15 protein-coding genes are annotated in these 20,106 nt (G+C 69.7%); 13 read left to right on the forward strand and 2 right to left on the reverse strand.

Annotated elements, in window-relative coordinates:
* Nucleotides 1-36: 36 nt before the first annotated feature.
* Entirely contained in the window at nucleotides 37-1,005 is a 969-nt protein-coding gene (locus ASG80_RS17955) for a carbohydrate ABC transporter permease (RefSeq protein WP_056733220.1), read from the forward strand.
* Nucleotides 1,002-1,994 carry a carbohydrate ABC transporter permease gene (locus ASG80_RS17960; RefSeq protein ID WP_056733222.1) on the forward strand — a complete coding sequence of 331 codons (993 nt, stop codon included), beginning with the start codon at nucleotides 1,002-1,004 and terminating at the stop codon, nucleotides 1,992-1,994. Before ASG80_RS17955 ends, ASG80_RS17960 begins: the two co-directional genes overlap by 4 nt.
* 259 nt (nucleotides 1,995-2,253) lie before the next feature.
* On the opposite strand, the gene ASG80_RS17965 is transcribed toward ASG80_RS17960, so the two are convergent.
* Nucleotides 2,254-3,477, reverse strand: coding sequence for an LPXTG cell wall anchor domain-containing protein (locus ASG80_RS17965; RefSeq protein WP_082590610.1), 1,224 nt, complete (start codon nucleotides 3,475-3,477; stop codon nucleotides 2,254-2,256).
* Between the two features lie 131 nt (nucleotides 3,478-3,608).
* Between ASG80_RS17965 and ASG80_RS17970 the strand changes: the two genes are divergently transcribed.
* The 7 genes from ASG80_RS17970 (at nucleotide 3,609) to ASG80_RS18000 (ending at nucleotide 12,466) form a co-directional block, all read left to right on the forward strand.
* A complete protein-coding gene (locus tag ASG80_RS17970; RefSeq protein WP_082590647.1) occupies nucleotides 3,609-5,516 on the forward strand; it encodes an ABC transporter ATP-binding protein in 1,908 nt (635 codons plus the stop codon).
* 159 nt (nucleotides 5,517-5,675) lie between these two features.
* Complete coding sequence (locus ASG80_RS17975; protein WP_056733226.1) at nucleotides 5,676-7,043, forward strand: cystathionine beta-synthase; 1,368 nt, start codon at nucleotides 5,676-5,678, stop codon at nucleotides 7,041-7,043.
* A 21-nt stretch (nucleotides 7,044-7,064) separates the two neighbouring features.
* Entirely contained in the window at nucleotides 7,065-8,234 is a 1,170-nt protein-coding gene (locus ASG80_RS17980) for a cystathionine gamma-synthase (RefSeq protein WP_056733228.1), read from the forward strand.
* Between the two features lie 90 nt (nucleotides 8,235-8,324).
* On the forward strand, nucleotides 8,325-9,134 hold the full coding sequence (locus tag ASG80_RS17985; protein ID WP_056733230.1) for a slipin family protein: 810 nt from the start codon (nucleotides 8,325-8,327) through the stop codon (nucleotides 9,132-9,134).
* A gap of 57 nt (nucleotides 9,135-9,191) precedes the next feature.
* Entirely contained in the window at nucleotides 9,192-10,580 is a 1,389-nt protein-coding gene (locus tag ASG80_RS17990; protein WP_235508384.1) for an APC family permease, read from the forward strand.
* Nucleotides 10,581-10,632: 52 nt separating this feature from the next.
* Complete coding sequence (locus ASG80_RS17995) at nucleotides 10,633-11,571, forward strand: cyclase family protein (protein ID WP_056733234.1); 939 nt, start codon at nucleotides 10,633-10,635, stop codon at nucleotides 11,569-11,571.
* Nucleotides 11,572-11,635: 64 nt separating this feature from the next.
* Nucleotides 11,636-12,466 carry an aldo/keto reductase gene (locus ASG80_RS18000; RefSeq protein ID WP_056733236.1) on the forward strand — a complete coding sequence of 277 codons (831 nt, stop codon included), beginning with the start codon at nucleotides 11,636-11,638 and terminating at the stop codon, nucleotides 12,464-12,466.
* Nucleotides 12,467-12,500: 34 nt separating this feature from the next.
* On the opposite strand, the gene ASG80_RS18005 is transcribed toward ASG80_RS18000, so the two are convergent.
* Complete coding sequence (locus ASG80_RS18005) at nucleotides 12,501-15,083, reverse strand: cation-transporting P-type ATPase (RefSeq protein ID WP_056733239.1); 2,583 nt, start codon at nucleotides 15,081-15,083, stop codon at nucleotides 12,501-12,503.
* A gap of 123 nt (nucleotides 15,084-15,206) precedes the next feature.
* Here ASG80_RS18005 and ASG80_RS18010 point away from each other — a divergent pair, with 123 nt between their 5' ends.
* The 4 genes from ASG80_RS18010 (at nucleotide 15,207) to chvE (ending at nucleotide 20,093) form a co-directional block, all read left to right on the forward strand.
* The gene (locus ASG80_RS18010; protein ID WP_235508385.1) at nucleotides 15,207-16,676 is read left to right on the forward strand and encodes an MFS transporter; all 1,470 of its coding nucleotides are present in this window, start codon (nucleotides 15,207-15,209) and stop codon (nucleotides 16,674-16,676) included.
* A 134-nt stretch (nucleotides 16,677-16,810) separates the two neighbouring features.
* Nucleotides 16,811-17,830 carry a LacI family DNA-binding transcriptional regulator gene (locus tag ASG80_RS18015; protein ID WP_082590612.1) on the forward strand — a complete coding sequence of 340 codons (1,020 nt, stop codon included), beginning with the start codon at nucleotides 16,811-16,813 and terminating at the stop codon, nucleotides 17,828-17,830.
* Between the two features lie 242 nt (nucleotides 17,831-18,072).
* Complete coding sequence (locus tag ASG80_RS18020) at nucleotides 18,073-18,834, forward strand: L-ribulose-5-phosphate 4-epimerase (protein WP_056733441.1); 762 nt, start codon at nucleotides 18,073-18,075, stop codon at nucleotides 18,832-18,834.
* A gap of 185 nt (nucleotides 18,835-19,019) precedes the next feature.
* Nucleotides 19,020-20,093 (forward strand): multiple monosaccharide ABC transporter substrate-binding protein, encoded by a 1,074-nt coding sequence (gene chvE, locus ASG80_RS18025; RefSeq protein WP_200952621.1) that lies wholly within the window; start codon nucleotides 19,020-19,022, stop codon nucleotides 20,091-20,093.
* Nucleotides 20,094-20,106: the final 13 nt, after the last annotated feature.

Raw genomic sequence — 20,106 nt, forward strand, 5'->3', positions numbered from 1 at the left:
GTCACCCCAGCTTCAACGACGAACCCGGGAGGCACGATGACCACGGCCGATCTGCTCGGCAAGCTCCTCCAGGTGGTGATGGCGCTCGTGATCTTCGCAGCGATCGTCGGCCTCCTGATCTTCTTCATCGACAAGGCCCCGAAGAGGGGCCGTGACTACTGGCAGCTGCTGGGGTTCCTCGCGCCCGCCCTGCTCTTCGTGGCGGTCGGCCTGGTCTATCCGGCGATCCGCACGAGCATCCTCGCGTTCCAGGACTCGAGCGGCGACTGGACCTGGGACAACTTCATCTGGGCGTTGACGCAGCCGGCGGCGATCCGGACGCTCCTCAATACGATCGTCTGGGTGCTGCTCGTACCCACGTTCGCGACCGCAGTCGGCCTGGCCTACGCGGTGTTCATCGACCGGTCGCGCGGTGAGCGGTACTACAAGGTCGTGCTCTTCATGCCGATCGCCATCTCGTTCGTCGGTGCCAGCGTGATCTGGAAGTTCGTCTACGAGTACCGCTCGGGCGAACGCGAGCAGATCGGTCTGTTGAACGCGATCGTGGTCGCGTTCGGCGGTGAACCCGTGCAGTGGCTGCAGACCGACCCGATCAACACGATCCTCCTCATCGTGGTGATGATCTGGGTGCAGACCGGGTTCGCGATGATCGTGCTGAGTGCGGCGATCAAGGGCATCCCGACCGAGCAGCTCGAGGCGGCGCAGCTCGACGGCACGAACGGATGGCAGCGCTTCACCAACGTCACGCTCCCGGGCATCCAGGGGGCGCTCGTGGTGGTGCTCACGGCGATCTCGATCGCCTCGCTGAAGGTCTTCGATATCGTGCGCACGATGACCGCCGGAAACTTCGACACGAGCGTCATCGCCAACGAGATGTACACGCAGGCGTTCCGGGCGAGCGAGATCGGGCGGGGTTCGGCGCTCGCGCTCATCCTGTTCGTGCTCGTGCTGCCGATCGTCATCTACAACGTCAACGTGCTCCGCAAGCAGAGGGAGATCCGATGAGCAGCGTCGCCCCCGCCGATCTTCCCGTCGGCAAGGACCTCGGCACCCTCGAGGCCGTCGAAGAGACCGAGTACGCCCAGCCCAAGACCGCGCGCGTCAAGAAGCGCCTGACGTCGCGCACCGCGACGATCGTGTCGCTGATCATCGCGGTCCTCTGGACGATCCCCACGTTCGGGCTGTTCCTCTCGTCGTTCCGTCCGGCGGAGCTCATCCGCACCACCGGGTGGTGGACCTACTTCCAGAACCCGGGCCTCACGCTCGAGAACTACGGGAGCGTGCTGTTCTCGGCGTCCTCGTCGTCGCCGCAGCTCGGCGCCTACATCGTGAACTCGATCGCCATCGCGCTGATCGCCACGATCATCCCGCTGGTGTTCGCGTCGATGGCCGCGTACGCGTTCGCGTGGATGAAGTTCCCCGGCGTGAACGTGCTCTTCGTCCTCATCTTCGCGCTGCAGATCATCCCGCTGCAGATGGCGCTCGTGCCGCTGCTGCAGATCTTCTCGACGATCTTGCGGCCCATGCAGGCCTGGCTGCACGACGTGGTCCCGATCATCCCCGAGCAGAACTACCTGCCGGTGTGGCTCGCCCACTCGATGTTCGCGATCCCGCTCGCGATCTACCTGTTGCACAACTTCATCTCGCAGATCCCGGGCGACATCATCGAGGCGGCGAGGGTCGACGGTGCGAGCCACGGCCAGATCTTCTTCCGGATCGTGCTGCCGCTCTCGGTGCCCGCGCTCGCCTCCTTCGCGATCTTCCAGTTCATCTGGGTCTGGAACGACCTGCTCGTCGCCCTGATCTTCTCGGGTGGCACGCAGGACGTTGCGCCGCTCACGCAGCGGTTGGCGGAGCTGACCGGCACGAGGGGCCAGGACTGGCAACTGTTGACCGCGGCCGCCTTCATCTCGATCATCGTCCCGCTGATCGTGTTCTTCGCCCTGCAGCGGTACTTCGTGCGCGGGCTGCTCGTCGGCGCGACGAAGGGCTGATCGAGGGACTCCACCCGAATGGGCAGGGGGAGACGGATGCCGCGTGCGGGGGCACGCGGCATCCGCCGTGTCCATGGCGACCACTGCCCCCCGGTCGTCGAGTAGCGCCGCCCGGTCGTCGAGTAGCGCGCCGCACAGCGGCGCGCAGGAGATCAGCCCCCATACCCGCGTGACAGCGCGGCGGGCGGATGTCGCGACGAACGGACGGAGGCGGGCACCCGATCGGGCGCCCGCCTCCGTCCGCTGTGCGGATCGCAGGTCAGCTCACGTCGCGCGAGCCGGCCTCACGTCGGCGGGCGGCGACGAGAGTCGCACCGCCGAGGCCGAGGAGCAGCAGCCCGCTCAGCACGAGCGGACCCACGCCGTCGACACCCGTCGCGGGCAGCGTCGTGGTCGATGCGGGCTTCACCGGGGCGGCCGGGCAGGCCGCGAGCGCGAAGTCGGCGCTCACCGAGAGCATCACCGTCTCGAGCGGCGTGAAGTTCCCGCTGCCGACGAACGGCGGCTCCTCCCACGGCGGGATCGCCTGCCACACGCCCTCGACCCAGACGGTGTAGGCGCGCCCGCCGGGTAGCGACGAGAGGTCCAGCTCCGCCGTGCCCGTCGGGTCACCTGTCACGGTCTGCACCTCACCGTACGGCGTGCCGTCGATTACGCCCTGGTCGGTGACCCAGACCAGGTACTCGACGCCGTCGACAAGGCTCGAGAGGGCAACGTGCACCGCGCCGGTGCCGACGGCCGACGTGCATTCAGTAGCGTCCACCGCGATGGCGGGCTGGCAGGGCTCGATCGCGAAGCCGACCCAGTCGTAGACCGGCGGAGCAGGCGCGGCCGCCTGCCCCGGACCCTCCGGACCCCGCAGGTGCTCGGCGTAGGCGTAGTAATTGCCCGGCGGGAGGCCGACGAGTTCGATGTCCTCGGTCTCACCGACCTCATCCAACTGGCCGCCCGCTGAGAAGTTCGGTCCCTGCACGTCGTACACGTAGAAGTCGCCCGGCACGAGCCCGGTGAGTGTGAGCAGCGCTTCGCCATTGCGATCGGTGCTGCATGCCAGGGGCGTCACGGCGACGCCCAGCTCTGGCGCGCAGGCCTCGACCGTGAACTCGCCCAAGACGGGGTCCAGGCCCTCGACCTCGGCGCTGGTGGAATACACCCCGGGCGCCAGGCCCTCGATCGCGATTTCCGTCTCGGCACCGGAGGCGACGAAGGACCCGCCGACCGAATACCCCTGGCCCGTCACCGTCCAGGCGTAGCCGTAGCCTTCGAACAGCCCGAACAACTGCAGCACCCCCGCGCCGTCGTCGCCGGTGCTGCAACCGACACTCACCTCCACCCAGGGGTCGGGGAGGGCTTTGGCAGCGGCCGGTGCCGCGGCGGCCAGGCCCGCGCCCGCGAGCAGCGCCACCGCGATGGTCGTCAGTAGCGCACGCCATCGCGACCGGGTCCGAGAGATCGCGTTCACGGGCAAGTTCGATCGAGGCATGGCGGACTCCCTCGGGTTGGAGCCGAACAATGCTCACTGTATTCCTGTCACGCCATGCGCGAACGCCCCACTTCGGGGCCGTCGTGCAGGCGGTGGTGTTTCAGACGCAGCTTAGGCTGGAGCGCATGAGCATGCACGGGAGCGCGCCGGGCGGGCAGACCGGCACATACGGAAAGGCGCGCACTCGCATCGCGTCGGCCGACGAAGTGACGCAGCGGGCCGAGAACGCGGTTGCGCCGAAGGTGCCGCACCTGCTCCGCCGCATCACGGAGTTGTTCGCGCCGCACAAAGCCGCACTCGTCACCACGGTCGTGCTCGTGCTGGTCGGTGCGGCCCTCAGCGTCATCCCGCCGCTGCTCACCCAGCGGGCGTTCGACGACGGGCTGTTCCCGGTCGGCGCCGACGGCCAGGTCACCGGGCCCGATCTCCCGGTGCTCATCCGGATCGTGGCCGCCATGGTCCTGGTGTACCTCGTGTCGGCACTGCTCGGCGTGTGGCAGACCTGGCTCACCGCCACGATCGGCAACAAGGTCATGGGCGCCTTGCGAGTGCGCCTCTTCACTCACCTGCAGTCGATGGAGCTCAGCTTCTTCACGCGCACGAAGACCGGTGTCATCCAGTCGCGGCTGCAGAACGACGTGGGTGGGGTCGCGAGCGTGCTCACGAACACGGTGTCGAGTGTGCTCGGCAACACGGTCACGGTGATCTCGGCGTTCGTGGCGATGCTGCTGCTGAACTGGCAGCTCACGATCATCGCCCTCGTGCTCATGCCCTTCATGGTCATCGCGCAGCGCCGCGTCGGCCGCGTCCGCGCACGTATCGCCGGCAAGACGCAGGAGTCGCTGTCGGAGATGACCGCCATCACCCAGGAGACCCTGTCGGTGTCGGGCATCCTGCTCTCCAAGAGCTTCACGCGTCAGAAGAGCGAGATCGATCGCTACGACGACGAGAACCAGAACCAGATCCGGCTCCAGGTCAAGCAGCAGATGACGGGCCAGTGGTTCTTCGCCATGGTCAGCATCTTCATGTCGTCGATCCCGGCGATCGTGTACCTCGCATCGGGGTGGCTGATGGCGGACGGTGCGGCGGATGTCACGGCGGGCACCATCGTGGCGTTCACCACGGTGCAAGCGCGACTGCTCTTCCCGCTCATGGGGCTCATGCGCGTCGCCCTCGACCTGCAGACCTCGAGCGCCCTCTTCGCGAGGATCTTCGAGTATCTCGACCTGAAGCCCGCGATCACTGATGCCCCCGGCGCGCGCGAGGTGCCGACCGATGGCGCCCTCGGCCGAGTCGAGTTCGACGACGTCACGTTCCGCTACCCCGACGCCGATGGCGAGACGCAGCCCACGCTCGACGGCGTGAGCTTCACGATCGAGCCCGGCCAGTACGCGGCGTTCGTGGGGCCATCGGGCGCGGGCAAGACGACGGTGTCGTACCTCGTGCCGCGACTGTACGAGGCATCCGGCGGCGCGGTGCGGTTCGCGGGCGACGACGTGCGGGAGCTCCGCCAGGAGTCGCTCATCTCGAACATCGGCATCGTGAGCCAGGAGACGTACCTCTTTCATGCGACCATCGCCGAGAACCTCCGGTATGCGAGGCCCGACGCCACCGACGCGGAGCTCGTGGCCGCGGCGAGGGCCGCGAACATCCACGAGACGATCGCTTCGTTCCCCGAGGGCTACGACACGGTGGTCGGCGAGCGCGGCTACCGGCTCTCCGGCGGCGAGAAGCAGCGTATCGCCATCGCGCGCGTACTGCTGAAGGACCCGCCCGTGCTCGTGCTCGACGAGGCGACGAGCGCGCTCGACACGATCTCTGAGCGCGTCGTGCAGCAGGCGCTCGACGATGCCGCGCGCGGCCGCACGACCATCGCGATCGCGCATCGCCTGTCGACCGTGGTCGCGGCCGACGTGATCTTCGTGGTCGTCGCGGGCCGCGTCGTCGAGCGGGGCACGCACGCCGAGCTCGTGCTCGCCGACGGCGTGTACGCCTCGCTGTACCGTCAGCAGGAGGAGCGCCCCGTCTTCGAGTCCTGAGTCGGGTCGGTCACGCGCCCGAGGTCGTCAATCCGGCTAGGCTGTGGCCGTGAGTTCATCCATGCTGTGTTGTCGTCGCTGAGACGAGGCGACCCCTTTTCAGCGTCGAGCACCGCATCCGGCGCCCAAGACGCACTGACACGAGGAAATGAACACGGCATGAAGTATGCAGAGACCATCGTCGATCTCGTCGGCGACACCCCGCTCGTCAAGCTCCACCGGGTGACCGAGGGGGTGACGGATGCCACGGTGCTCGTGAAGCTCGAGTACTTCAACCCGGGCGGCTCGGCGAAGGACCGCATCGCCGCGCGCATCATCGACGCCGCCGAGGCCGAGGGCAAGCTGAAGCCGGGTGGCACCATCGTGGAGCCGACGTCGGGCAACACCGGGGTGGGCCTCGCGCTCGTGGCGCAGCAGCGCGGCTACAAGTGCATCTTCGTCTGCCCCGACAAGGTCGGCGAGGACAAGCGCAACGTGCTCACCGCGTACGGCGCCGAGGTCGTGGTGACGCCGACGGCGGTCGCCCCCGACAGCCCCGAGTCGTACTACGGCGTCTCGGATCGCCTGGCCCGCGAGATCCCCGGCGCGTTCAAGCCCGACCAGTACTCCAACCCGAACGGGCCGCGTTCGCACTACGAGACCACCGGCCCCGAGATCTGGCGCGACACCGACGGCAGGGTCACGCACTTCGTCGCGGGCGTCGGCACCGGCGGCACCATCACCGGCGCCGGACGCTACCTGCGCGAGGTCTCGGGCGACACCGTGCGCATCATCGGCGCCGACCCCGAGGGCTCCGTGTACTCGGGCGGCACCGGGCGCCCCTACCTCGTGGAGGGCGTCGGCGAGGACTTCTGGCCCGCGGCCTACGACCCCGCGGTGCCGCACGAGATCATCGCCGTGTCCGACGCGGAGTCGTTCGAGATGACCCGGCGGCTCGCGCGCGAGGAGGGCATCCTCGTGGGCGGGTCGAGCGGCATGGCCGTCGTCGCGGCGCTGAGGGCAGCGGCATCCGCCGGCCCCGACGACGTGTTCGTCGTGCTGCTGCCCGACGGCGGCCGCGGCTACCTCGGCAAGATCTTCAACGACAAGTGGATGCGCGCCTACGGCTTCTCGAACGCGCCCGCCGGCCACACCATCGCCGAGCTGCTCGCCGCGAAGGCCGACCGCACGCCGCCCATCGTCTACGTGCACCCGAACGACACGATCCGCGAGGCCATCGACACGATGACCGAGGCCGGCGTCTCGCAGCTGCTCGTGCTGGCTACGGAGCCGCCAGTGGTGCTCGGCGAGGTGGCGGGCGCGCTGCACGAGGAGGAGCTGCTCGACCTCGTGTTCTCGGGGCGGGCGAAGCTCACCGACAAGGTCTCGGGCGTGATGGGGGAGTCGCTGCCGCTCATCGGCGTGAACGAGCCCATTGCCGCTGCACGCTCGGCCTTCACCACGGCGCCGGCGATGCTCGTGACCGACGGGGGCAAGGCCCTCGGCGTCATCAGCCGGACCGACCTGCTGACCTACCTCTCGGCCTGACAGAAAGCACCAGGTACGACCATGACCACTCCTGAATTCGGGAAGGGTTTCGACACGCGCGCCATCCACGCGGGCCAGGAGTTCGACCCCACCACCGGCGCGGTCATCCCGCCCGTGTACCTCACGTCCACCTACGTGCAGGACGGCATCGGCGGCCTCCGCAACGGCTACGAGTACTCGCGCGGCGGCAACCCGACCCGCACGGCGCTCGAGACCCAGCTCGCGTCGCTCGAAGGCGGCATCCGCGGCCTGTCGTTCGCGTCGGGCCTCGCCGCAGAAGACGCGCTGCTGCGCACCGTGCTCGTGCCCGGCGACCACGTGGTCATCGGCAACGACGTGTACGGCGGCACGCACCGGCTCATCCGCCGGATCTTCGGCGACTGGGGCATCCGTCACTCCACCGTCGACACCAGCGACCTCGACGCGGTGCGCGCCGCGATCGAGCTCGGCACGACCAAGGTGCTCTGGGTCGAGACACCGTCGAACCCGCTCATGAAGATCTCGGATGTCGCCGCGCTCGCCGAGCTCGGCTACGAGGCGGGCGTGCTCGTGGTGGTCGACAACACGTTCGCGTCGCCCGCACTGCAGCAGCCCCTCGCGCTCGGCGCCGACGTGGTCATCCACTCCACCACGAAGTACCTCGGCGGCCACTCCGACATCGTCGGCGGCGGCCTGGTCTTCGCCGCCGGGCAGGAGGAGCTCGCCGAGCGGGTCACGTTCACGCAGTTCGCGGCCGGTGCGGTCTCGAGCCCGTTCGACGCGTTCCTCACCTCGCGCGGCATCAAGACCCTCGGCATCCGGATGCAGCGGCACAGCCAGAACGCGCTCGCGATCGCGCGGCGCCTCGAGGAGCACGCGGGCATCGAGCACGTGTTCTACCCCGGCCTCGAGTCGCACCCCGGGCACCAGCTCGCCGCGCGCCAGATGTCGGGCTTCGGCGGCATGGTGTCGATCTCGCTCACGGGCGGCGCCGGGGCGGCGCGCAGGTTCGCGGAGTCGACCACGCTGTTCCAGCTCGCGGAGTCGCTCGGCGGGGTGGAATCGCTCGTGAACTACCCGTCGGAGATGACGCACGCGTCGGTGCGCGGCACCGAGGCCGAGGTGCCCGAGTCGGTCGTGCGCCTCTCGGTCGGCATCGAGGACGTCGACGACCTGCTCGCCGACATCGACGAGGCGCTCGCGCGGCTGTAGCGGCGCCTGCCCTGCCGACTCCTCGCCGGTGGGAGAATGGGAGCAGCGGCGCGCGGCACGTCAACGGGCGCCCCGGGGAGATGAGTTCTCATGGTCTGGCTCTGGGTCACTCTCGTCATCGTGGGCGTGCTCGCGATCGTGCTGTTCTTCATGTCGGTGAAGATCGTGAAGCAGTACGAGCGCGGCGTGGTGCTGCGGTTCGGGCGGTTGCACAACGTGCGCGAGCCGGGCATCCGGTTCATCATCCCGATCGTCGACGTGATGACCAAGGTGTCGCTGCGCATCGTGACCGTGCCGATCCAGTCGCAGGGCATCATCACGCAGGACAACGTGAGCGTGGGGGTCTCCGCCGTCGCGTACTACCGGATCGTGGACCCCGTGAAGTCGGTGATCGCGATCGAGAACGTGCAGTCCGCGATCGACCAGATCGCGCAGACCACGCTCCGTAAGGTCGTCGGCCAGCACCACCTCGACGAGACGCTCGCCGAGACGGCGAAGCTCAACGTGAACATCCGCGAGATCCTCGACGAGACCACGGTCGAATGGGGCGCGCAGGTCACGCTCGTCGAGCTCAAGGACATCCTGCTGCCCGACTCGATGAAACGCGCCATGGCGAAGCAGGCCGAGGCGGAGCGCGAGAAGCGCGCGAAGATCATCGCCGCCGAGGGCGAGTCGCTCGCTGCGACGCAGCTCGGCGTCGCATCGGACACGATGATGTCGCATCCGCTCGCCCTGCAGCTGCGTACACTGCAGACCCTCGTCGAGATCGGCGTGGACAAGAACACGCTCGTGATCGTGCCGGCGCCGCTCCTGGGCTCGATCGGGGAGCTCACGAACTTCCTCGACCGCGAGTCGGCGGTGGCGCAGGTGAGAGGGGGCGCAGGACTGGCAGGATCTTGACGAAACGGGTCAGTCCTGCCAACGGCGCATGTCGGTGGGATGCCGCAGAATGAGCGGGTGACTTCGAGCGACACCACCCCGGCGCGGCTGCCGGATGCCCCCGACCCCACGGCCCCGGGAGCGACGCATCACGGCACGCTCGGCCTCGGTCAGGGCACTGCGCTCTACATCGCCAGCGTGCTCGGCACCGGCATCCTCGTCCTGCCCGGCCTTGCGGCGGCAGTGGCCGGGCCGGCGTCCATCCTTGCGGTCGCGGCCGTGCTCGTGCTCTCCATCCCGCTCGCCGGCACGTTCGCCTCGCTCGCCGCGCGGTACCCCGACCCGGGCGGCGTCGCGAGCTACGTGCGGCGCACGCTCGGCGACACGGCCGCGCGCATGACGGGGTACTGGTTCTACTTCGGCGTCTGCATCGGCGCGCCGGTGCTCGCGGTGCTCGGGGGCGAGTACGTCGTCGCGGTGCTCGGAGTCGACCGAGCCGCAGTCCCGATCATCGCGTTCGCGATCTTCGTGCCGCCGTTCGTGGCGAACTGGTTCGGCGTCCGGGTCGCCGGCTGGGTGCAGTTCGTCCTGACGGGCCTCCTGATCACGGTGGTCGTCGGCGTCGTCGCGGTGACGTTCCCCGCGGTCGAGCCGGGCAACTTCCAGCCGTTCCTCCCCAACGGGTGGTCGGGCGTCGGCACCGCGATCAGCCTGTTCGTGTGGGCGTTCGCCGGTTGGGAGGTCGGCACGCACATCGCGGGCGAGTTCAAGAACCCTCGGCGCATCATCCCCCTCGCCACGGGCATCGCGATCGTCGTCGTCGGCGCCGGATACCTCGCCCTGCAGGTGGTGACCGTCGGCGTGCTCGGCGACCAGGCGGGCGTCGGCGTCGTGCCGCTCCTCGATCTCGTCGAGACGACCGCGCCCGGCATCGGGTCCACGCTCGTGGCGATCGTCACGGCGATCGTCTGCCTCGGGGTGATGAACGCGTACCTGCCCGCGTTCGCCAAGCTCGGCGCGGCGCTCGGCCGCGACGGCGATCTGCCGCGCTTCCTCGCGAAGGGTGCCGGCAGCGGCGAGATCCCGCGCCGTGCGCTGATGCTCACCGCGGCGATGGTCGCCGTGTACTTCGTGCTGATGCTGGTGAACGGCATGAACCTCTCTGCGTTCATCCTCATCCACACGAGCAACATGGTCGCGATCTACGCCGCGGGCATGCTCGCCGCGACCCTGCTCCTTCGGCGGTGGAGCTTCGGCTGGTGGCTCGCGGTCATCGCGACGATCATGACGGCGGGCCTCCTGGTGCTCGCCTGGGCGAACCTCCTCGTGCCGCTCATCCTCGCCGCGGCGGCCGTGCTCGTCACCGTCGTGCGCCGCGTGCGTCGGGCCCGCGCGAAGCGCGCACCGGCGACAAACCCGAACGCCACCGAGTTGCCCGAATCTGCACGGATCCAGGCAACTCGGTGAGGGCTCACACCGACTCGGTGAGCGCGCACACCCGAATCGCAGAGGACTGCACATGACCGAGTACCGCGCCCACTTCGACGCCGAGATCACGTTCGTGAACGGGGGCGCACTTCGCGCGGAGGCGTTCCGCCTCGACCTGCCGTCGGCCGAGCTGACGACGGAGGAGATCGGCGATCTGCTCGTGCGACACCTCGGGCTCGCGCTCGTCGGCAGTGTGGCGCTGTCGAACCTCGAGATCGTGGAGGAACTGCACCGGGGTTCGCGCGGCGTCATCGATGCGACCGACGCGATGACCGGGTCATCCGTCGCCCCTGCCGGCGTGCGCGGCGAGCTCGTCGACCTCAGCCAGCCCATCCGCGCCGGGCTGGTGACCTACCCCGGCATCCCGGCCCCCACGATCACGCCGCACCTCACTCGCGAGGCGTCGCGCGAGCACTACGCGCCCGGCACCGAGTTCGCGATCGACATCATCACCATGGCGGGCAACACGGGCACCTACCTCGACAGCCCCTACCACCGGTACCCCGACGGCGGCGATCTCGCGAGCCTCAGCCTCGACACGCTCGTCGGCGTGCCGGCCGAGGTGTTCCGGTTGACGGATGCCGCGAGCCGCGGCATCCCGGCCGAGGTCTTCCTCGACCGCGAGCTCGCCGGCACCGCCGTGCTGCTGCACACCGGATGGAGCCGCCACTTCGGCACGCCCGCGTACGCGCAGGGATCCCCGTTCCTCACCGAGGCGGGCGCACGGCATCTCGCCGACGCCGGCGTTGCGCTCGTGGGCATCGACGCGCTCAACATCGACGACACCGAATCAGGCGGCGAGCGTCCCGCTCACTCGATCCTGCTCGAGGCGGGCGTGCACGTCGTGGAGCACCTCACGGCGCTCGAGCGCGTGCCGGTGCGCGGCGCGCGGTTCACGGCGGTGCCACCGCGCGTCGAGGGCTTCGGCACGTTCCCGGTGCGGGCGTTCGCGGAGCTGCCCCCTCGCTGAACGCGCTGCGTCGGGCGGCGCGGGGCAGTGGCATCCGCCGCCCCTTGTGGGTGAGGATAAGGGGATGACCGCTCCCGAGTACTCCCTCCGCGACGGCAACTCCATCCCGGCCATCGGGCTCGGCACGTTCGGGCTCAACGAGCAGACCGGCATCGGGGCCATCGTGTCGGGCATCGCCGACGGGTACCGGCTCATCGACACGGCGTACAACTACGGCAACGAGGACGTCGTGGGGGAGGCCGTGCGTCGCGCCGACGTCGACCGCAGCGACCTCGTCATCACGACGAAGCTGCCCGGCCGACACCACGGCTTCGACGAGACGATCGCGAGCCTCGGGGAGTCGCTTCGTCGGCTCGACCTCGAGTGGGTCGACCTCTACCTCATCCACTGGCCTCTCCCGCGCATCGACAAGTTCGTCGACAGCTGGCGTGCGATGATCCGGTTGCGCGAGAGGGGGCTCGCGCGCTCGATCGGCGTCTCGAACTTCACCCCCGCGATGCTCGACCGGCTCGAGCGCGACACGGGCGTCGTGCCCGTCGTGAACCAGGTGGAGCTGCATCCGTACTTCCCGCAGGAGGAGCTGCGCGCCTACCACGACGAGCACGACATCCGCACCGAGAGCTGGAGCCCGCTCGCCAAGCGCAGCGAGCTCCTGAAGGAAGGCGTCATCACCGCGATCGCGGCCGAGCACGGGGTCTCGCCGGCGCAGGTCGTGCTGCGCTGGCACGTCGAGCTCGAGGCGGTGCCGATCCCGAAGTCGGCGGATGCCGCACGGCGGCGTGAGAACCTCGACGTGTTCTCGTTCAGCCTCTCGAACGACGAGATCGAGGCGATCACCGCCCTGTCGCGCGGTCGGCTGTGGGGCGGCGACCCCGACACGCACGAGGAGTTCTGACCGCCGCGCCCTGAGCCGTCGGGATGCCGCGTGCTCAGGCGTGCGGACGGCGGCCCGCGCGGGCGCGCAGGTGCTTGTCGAGCGCGTCGACCGCCAGCAGGATCGGGATGGACGCGAAGGCGACGGCCCATCCCCAGAGCGGCGGATTCGCCTGTCCGAGCGCCCGCGCGACCGGCGGAACCCAGAGCACCAGGAGCGAGACGGCCACCCCGATGGCGATCCCGGGGATGAGCAGGCGGTTGGTCGTCCAGCCCAGGGCGCCCGGCCACTTCGTGGACGAGCGGCAGGCGAAGGCGTTCGCGGCCTGCGCGAAGACGACCGTGATGAACGCGGCGCCCGAGGCGGCCATCAGGTCTGGGCCTGTCGGGAACGGATCGCCGGGCCGCCAGCCGAACGCCGCGAGGGACACGACGAAGGCCGCCATGCTGAGGGCGGCCTCGAGCGGCCCCAGCACGCCGAAGGCGCGCCGTAGCACGGTGCCGTTCATGAGCCGGCCGCGCACGGGCGGCCCGTCGAGGAGGTGCTTCGCGGGCGGCTCGGCGCCGAGCGCCACCGCCGAGAGCGTGTCGGTGCCGATGTCGAGCGCGATGATCTGGAGCACGCCGAGGGCGAGCGGGAACTGGCCGCCCGAGAGCGCCCACACGAGGAACGGCGTGAGCTCGGCGACGTTGTCGGTGAGGTGGTACGTGAGGAACCGGCGGATGTTCACGAACGTCGCGCGCCCGTGCTCGATGCCCGCCACGATGCCGGCGAACGAGTCGTCGAGGAGCACGAGGTCGGCCGCCTCGCGCGCCACGTCGGTGCCCGACCGGCCCATCGCGACGCCGATGTCCGCCTCGTGCAGCGCCGGGGCGTCGTTCACGCCGTCGCCGGTCATCGCCACGACGTGCCCACGCGACCGGAGCGCGCGGGCGATGCGGAGCTTGTCCTCAGGCGAGACGCGGGCGATGACCACGCCGTCGTGGTCGAGCAGCGCCGCGAGCTCCGGCTCGCCCGCGGGCAGTTCGTCGCCGACCAGCACGGGCGCGCCGGGGAGTCGCAACCCAACCTCGTCGGCGATGGCCGCCGCGGTCACAGGGTGGTCGCCCGTCACCATCGCGACCTTGACGCTCGCCCGTCGGCACGCCTGCAACGCCTCCCGCACGTCGTCGCGCGGCGGATCCTCGAGGCCCACGAAGCCGAGGAGGTGAAGGCCCTCCTCGCACTCCTCGAGGCTCCGCGGCGTGCGGCCGCCGCGCGGCGCAACCGCAACCGCGAGCACGCGCAGACCCCGGGCCGTGAGGTTCTCCACCGCCTGCCGAGCGGTCGGGTCGTCGCCGCAGAGGGGGAGCACGCCGTCGGGTGACCCCTTCACCACGACCTCGTCGGCGAGCACCACGGCCATCCGGCGGCGCCGCGGGTCGAAGGGGAACCGCAGCTCGGCGAGCGCCGCAGCACGGTCGGCCGAGGTGTCGAAGCCGAGGCGCATGGCGAACGTGTCGAGCGCCGCCTCCATGGGGTCGCCGTGGGCGCGCCACTGCCCGCCGACCTCCTCGGTGTACCCGGTTGAGCAGCGCGTGCCCGCGAGTGCGAGCTTGCGCAGCGACTCCGAGGCATCCGGTGCCGACCAGCGCAGTTCGGCGGTCGGACCGTACCCGCCGCCGTCGACCGAGACGGAGCCGGCCGGCGACCATGCCTCGACGACGGTCATCTGGTTGCGGGTGAGCGTGCCGGTCTTGTCGGTGCAGATGAACGTCGTCGAGCCGAGCGTCTCGACGGCCTCGAGGTTTCGCACGAGGATCTGTCGCTTCGCCATCTGCTCCGAGCCCCACGCGAGCGACAGCGTCACCGTGGGGAGCAGTGCCTCGGGCACGAGGGCGACGGTCACGCCGATCGCGAAGACGAGCGCGTCCTGGATCGGGTTGCCCACGATCACCGAGATGAGGAGGAACACCCCGCCGACCGTCACGGCGATCGCGGCAGTCAGGCGCACCACGCCGCGCAGGCCGCGCGTCAGCGGCGTGTCCGGCTTGGTGGTCGACGTCGTCAGGCGGGCGATGCCCGCGAGCCGGGTCGCCTCGCCGACCGCCGTGGTGACGGCGCGGGTGTCGCCCTCGACCACGAACGTGCCGGCGAAGAGCGGTTCGCCCTCGGAGACCGCTCCGGCCTCGCTCTCGCCCGTGAGCATGGACGAGTCGACCAGGAGCCGGTTCGCGGTGCTGACGATCGCGTCCGCGGGCACCCGGTCGCCGGCCTCCAGCAGCAGGATGTCGTCGACCACGACGTCCTCGGCCTCGATGACCCGGCGCCGTCCGTCGCGCCAGACGGACACCCGCGTGGGGAGCATCGCCTGCAACCGGTCGGCCGCCCGATCGGCGCGGGCCTGCTGCACCGCGGCGAACACCGCGTTGAGCACGATGACCGCGACGATCGCGATCGAGAGCTCCGGCAGCCCCGCGAAGAACGCCAGGACGGCGGCGATCCACAGCATGATCGCGAAGAAGTGGGTGAGCTCGCCGAGCAGCCGGCGGAGTGCGGACGGGCGCCGCGCGACGGGCAGCCGGTTGGCACCGCCCTCTGCTCGCCGCTTGCTGGCCTCCGCGGTGGTCAGTCCGGGCGGCGCCATGCTCCCCGACATGGGCCCTCCCCTCGGTGCTCCCAGCGTAGGGGCTGAACGCCGGCACGGGGGGTCGGGCACGGGCCGTGCGAGCGACGGCTGGCGCCGGTGGCGTTGTGGGTGGCCCGGGATAGGCTGGATCGAGTGAGCGACTCGACGACGAACCCGGCCCCCGAGACCTCGGAGCACTCGGTCGTTCCCGCGGCCGAGGCCTTCGCGTCGGCTGAGGCATCCGCTCACGCCGAGCACGGCACCGACGCCCGCGGGCCGCTGTCCAAGCCGTTTCGCTGGCTGTCGATCGGCATGTTCGCGATCATCTTCATCGCGGCGTTCGAGGCGATGGCCGTCACCACGATCATGCCCCTCGTGGCGCGCGACCTCGACGGCATCGCCCTGTTCGCGCTGGCATTCGCCGTGCCGCTGGCCGCCGGCATCATCGGCATGGTGCTCGCCGGCAACTGGACCGACCGCTCCGGCGCCCTTCCGTCGCTCGTGACGTCGGCCGTGCTGTTCGTCGTGGGACTGCTCATCGCCGGCACGGCACCGAACATGATCGTGTTCATCATCGGCCGCTTCGTGCACGGGCTCGCCGGCGCCGCGGTGATCGTGCCGTTGTACGTCATCGTCGCGCGCATGTATCCGGAGCGACTCCGTGCCCGCGTCTTCGCCGGGTTCGCGGCCGCGTGGGTGATCCCGTCGATCATCGGCCCCGCGCTCGCCGGCGCCGTCGCCGAGACCGCGAGCTGGCGGTGGGTGTTCCTCGGCGTCATCGTGCTGCTGCTTCCGGCCGCGGCGATGATGCTGCCGCCCATCCTCCGGGTGCGCGACCAGGTGCAGGGCGACCCGTCGGTGCCGTGGAGTCTCGGCCGAGTCGGCTGGGCGGTGCTCACGGCGGCATCCGCACTCGCGCTGTCGCTGTCGAAGGAACTCGCCGACCCGTGGCGATGGATCGTCGCGATCGCCGCCGTCGTCCTCGTCGCGGTCGCGGCGCGTCCGCTCATGCCTGCGGGCACCCTCCGTGCCGCGCGCGGCATGCCGGCAACGGTGCTGCTCCGGCTCATCGTGGCGGGAGCGTTCTTCGGCAGCGAGATCTACCTGCCATACCTCTTCATCGAGCGCTACGACTTCTCGCCGAGCCTCGCCGGCGCTGTGCTCACGGGCGCGGGCGTCACCTGGGCGGCGGCGTCCTGGTTGCAGGGTCGACTCGGCGACCGGGTGTCGAACACGCAGGCGGTGCAGATCGGCGCCGGGCTGCTGGCCGTCTCGCTCGTGGTTGTGCTGCTCGTGGCCGCGTTCACCCTGCCGCCCGTGATCGCCTTCGTCGCGTGGACCCTCGCGGGCGGCGCGATGGGCTTCATGTACCCCCGGTTCTCGGTGGCGGTGCTGAAACTCTCGCCCGTGTCGTCGCAGGGATTCAACAGTGCCGCGCTCTCGATCGGTGAGTCGCTCGGCGCGGCCGTCGCCCTCGCGATCACCGCGCTCGCCTCGAGCGCGATCGTGGGCGGCGCGTTCACGGCCGACTTCGCGGTGACCGTGGCGATCGCCGTCGTGGCCGTCGTGCTCGCGCCGCGCGTGCGGCCGCGGGGTGCTGACGTGGCATCCATCGACGCCTGAAGACGATCGTCCGAACGCCTGCGGGCTTAATGTGACGTCACATCTGTGACAGTCACATTCCCGCAGAGTTGTGCATAATTGAAGACGACGACGGATGTGACCGTGCACATGCCGTGAATCGATCGGGGGGCGTCGTGCCTGAGGAGCTGCACCGGGGGAGGCCCCCGAGCATCCGCGATGTCGCGCGGCTCGCCGGCGTCTCGCACCAGACCGTGTCCCGGGTGCTGAACCACCACCCGAGCATCCGGCCCGAGACGAAGCAGCGCGTGCTCGATGTCATGGCCGAGCTGCAGTACAAGCCCAACCGGGCGGCACGGGCGCTCGTCACGAGCCGCTCGCACACCATCGGCATCCTGTCGGCATCCAGCACCTGGTACGGCCCCGCCTCGAGCATCGCCGCGATCGAGGAGGCCGCGCGCGCGGCCGGCTACTGGGTCAGCACCGCGAACATCGAGTCGTCCGATGCGCGTTCCATCGCCGACGGGCTCGCGCACCTCGCGGCCCAGGGGATCGAGGGCCTCGTCGTCATCGCCCCGCAGGTGCGCGTGTTCGACACCCTCGCGCAGCTCTCGATCGACGTGCCCTACGTGACCCTCCAGTCGACTGGACGAGCCCCCGGCCACGCGCTCTCGGTCGACCAGATCGCCGGTGCGCGCATGGCGACGAGGCACCTCATCGACCTCGGCCACCGCAGCATCTACCACCTCGCCGGCCCTCAGGACTGGATCGAGGCCGAAGCGCGGATGCTCGGCTTCCTCGAAGAGATGAGCGCCAGGGACGTGCCCACCACGGCGCCGATCCTCGGCGACTGGACCGCGGACTTCGGCTACTACGCAGGCCGTGAGCTGCTCACGGTGCGGGACTTCACCGCGATCTTCTCGTCGAACGACCAGATGGCGCTCGGGCTCATGCACGCGATCCGCGATGCCGGGCTCGAGATCCCGCGCGACGTCTCGATCATCGGCTTCGACGACATCCCCGAGGCGGCGCATTTCTGGCCACCGCTGACGACCGTGCGCCAGGACTTCGCCGAGTTGGGCCGCCGCTGCGTGGCCCTGCTCCTCGGCGACCTCGACCCCGCCGCGCCCGATTACCGCGGCACGATCACGCCCGAACTCGTGGTGCGGGGCACCACAGGTGCACCGCTGTTCTGACCGCGGGGCGTCGCCGCGTGCTCGTCTCGGAGGGTCTGTTGTTACCGATCCGTGACAACTCGGATTTGACAGCAGCTTCATCGATGTGGCTAACATGAGTGTCGCCATGTGAACGGTCACATCGACTGGCGCATGGGACGCCCCATCCTGATCGACGAAGGAGTCACCGTGCCGACAGCCCCCATCGCGCACGACCGTCCGTGCGGTTCCGGCCGGTCCAGCGCGTGCTGCGGGGCATCACGATGAGCACGTTCGGGCCGCAGGTCGAGGTCGCCGTGGCGCGGGTGCGTGCGGACGTGGCGCGGTTGCACGGGGAGCTGACCCGGTACCGCCTCGTGGTGTGGACGGGCGGCAACGTGTCGGGCCGGGTGCCGGGTGCCGACCTGTTCGTGATCAAGCCGTCAGGTGTGTCGTACAACGACCTGGCGCCGGAGAACATGATCCTCTGCGACCTGGACGGGAACGTGGTGCCGGGTACGCCGGGCAGCGATCGGGCCCCTTCGTCCGACACGGCAGCGCACGCCTACGTGTACCGGAACATGCCGGAGGTCGGCGGGGTGGTGCACACGCATTCGACGTATGCGACGGCGTGGGCGGCGCGGGGGGAGGAGATCCCGTGCGTGATCACGGCGATGGCGGATGAGTTCGGGGGGCCGATCCCGGTGGGTCCGTTCGCGATCATCGGAGATGACTCGATCGGTCGGGGGATCGTGCAGACCCTGTCCGGGCACCGGTCCCGGGCGGTGTTGATGCGGAATCATGGGCCGTTCACGATCGGCGCGAACGCGAAGGACGCGGTGAAGGCGGCGGTGATGGTCGAGGATGTGGCCCGCACCGTGCAGCTGGCTCGTGAGGCGGGTCCGTTGGTCCGGATCCCGCAGGACGCGATCGACCGCCTCTACGACCGCTACCAGAACGTCTACGGGCAGGCGAACGACGCCCGCCGGACGAGCACAGACGGGCGGGCGAACGACGCCCGCCGAACGGAACCCGCCGACGCATGAGCGAGGCACCACGGGTTCTCCGAGAACTTGCGACCACCGCAGGGATGGCGCGAGCGAGGCGGCTTGCATGGACGAAGCCGGCTCCGACTGTCACCAAGACAACGACGTCCATGAATGACACAGTGAAAGGACACACCGTGAAGAACACGAAGAAGGTGCTTCTCGCCACCCTCGCGGCCGGTTCCATGCTCGCGCTCGCCGCGTGCTCGGGCACGGGCGCCTCGGGCGAGGAGGGCGGCGGCGGCGGCCTCATCGGCGTCGCGATGCCGACCAAGAGCTCGGAGCGCTGGATCCAGGACGGCGACTCCGTCAAGGAACAGCTCGAGGAGCAGGGCTTCACCGTCGACCTCCAGTACGCCGAGGACGACATCCCCACCCAGGTCTCGCAGATCGAGAACATGATCACGAAGGGCGCCGAAGCACTCATCATCGCCTCGATCGACGGCACCACGCTGTCACAGGTGCTGCAGGATGCCGCAGACGCGGAGATCCCCGTCATCGCCTACGACCGCCTCATCCGCGACTCGGAGAACGTCGACTACTACGCGTCGTTCGACAACTACATCGTGGGCGTGCAGCAGGCCACGTCGCTCCTCGCTGGCCTCGGCCTCACCGACCTCGAGGGCGAAGCGGCAGCGGATGCCCCCGCCGGTCCGTTCAACATCGAGCTGTTCGCCGGTTCACCCGACGACAACAACGCGACGTTCTTCTGGAACGGCGCCATCGACACGCTGCAGCCGTACATCGACGAGGGCACCCTCGTGGTGAAGTCGGGCCAGACCGACTTCGAGCAGGCCGCCATCCTCCGTTGGGACGGCGAGGTCGCGCAGGAGCGCATGGAGAACCTCCTCACCTCGACGTACTCCGACGGCTCGACGGTCAACGCTGTGCTGTCGCCCTACGACGGCCTCTCGCGTGGCATCATCTCGGCGCTCACCGACGCGGGCTACTCCGTGGGCGAGGGCTGGCCGGTCATCTCCGGCCAGGACGCCGAGCTCGACTCGGTCAAGGCGATCAACTCGGGTGAGCAGTACTCGACCATCTTCAAGGACACCCGCAACCTCGCGACCGTGGCCGTGGACATGGCGACCGCCCTCCTGAACGGCGAGGAGCCCGAGGTGAACAACACCGAGGACTACGACAATGGCGTGAAGACGGTGCCGTCGTACCTCCTCGAGTCGGAGATCGTCGTGAAGGACAACATCATCGAGGTCCTCGTCGACAGCGGCTACTGGACCGAAGAGGAAATCAACGGCTAGTCACCACCGGAAC

This window comes from Agromyces sp. Soil535 (assembly GCF_001428255.1).
GTDB lineage: Bacteria > Actinomycetota > Actinomycetes > Actinomycetales > Microbacteriaceae > Agromyces.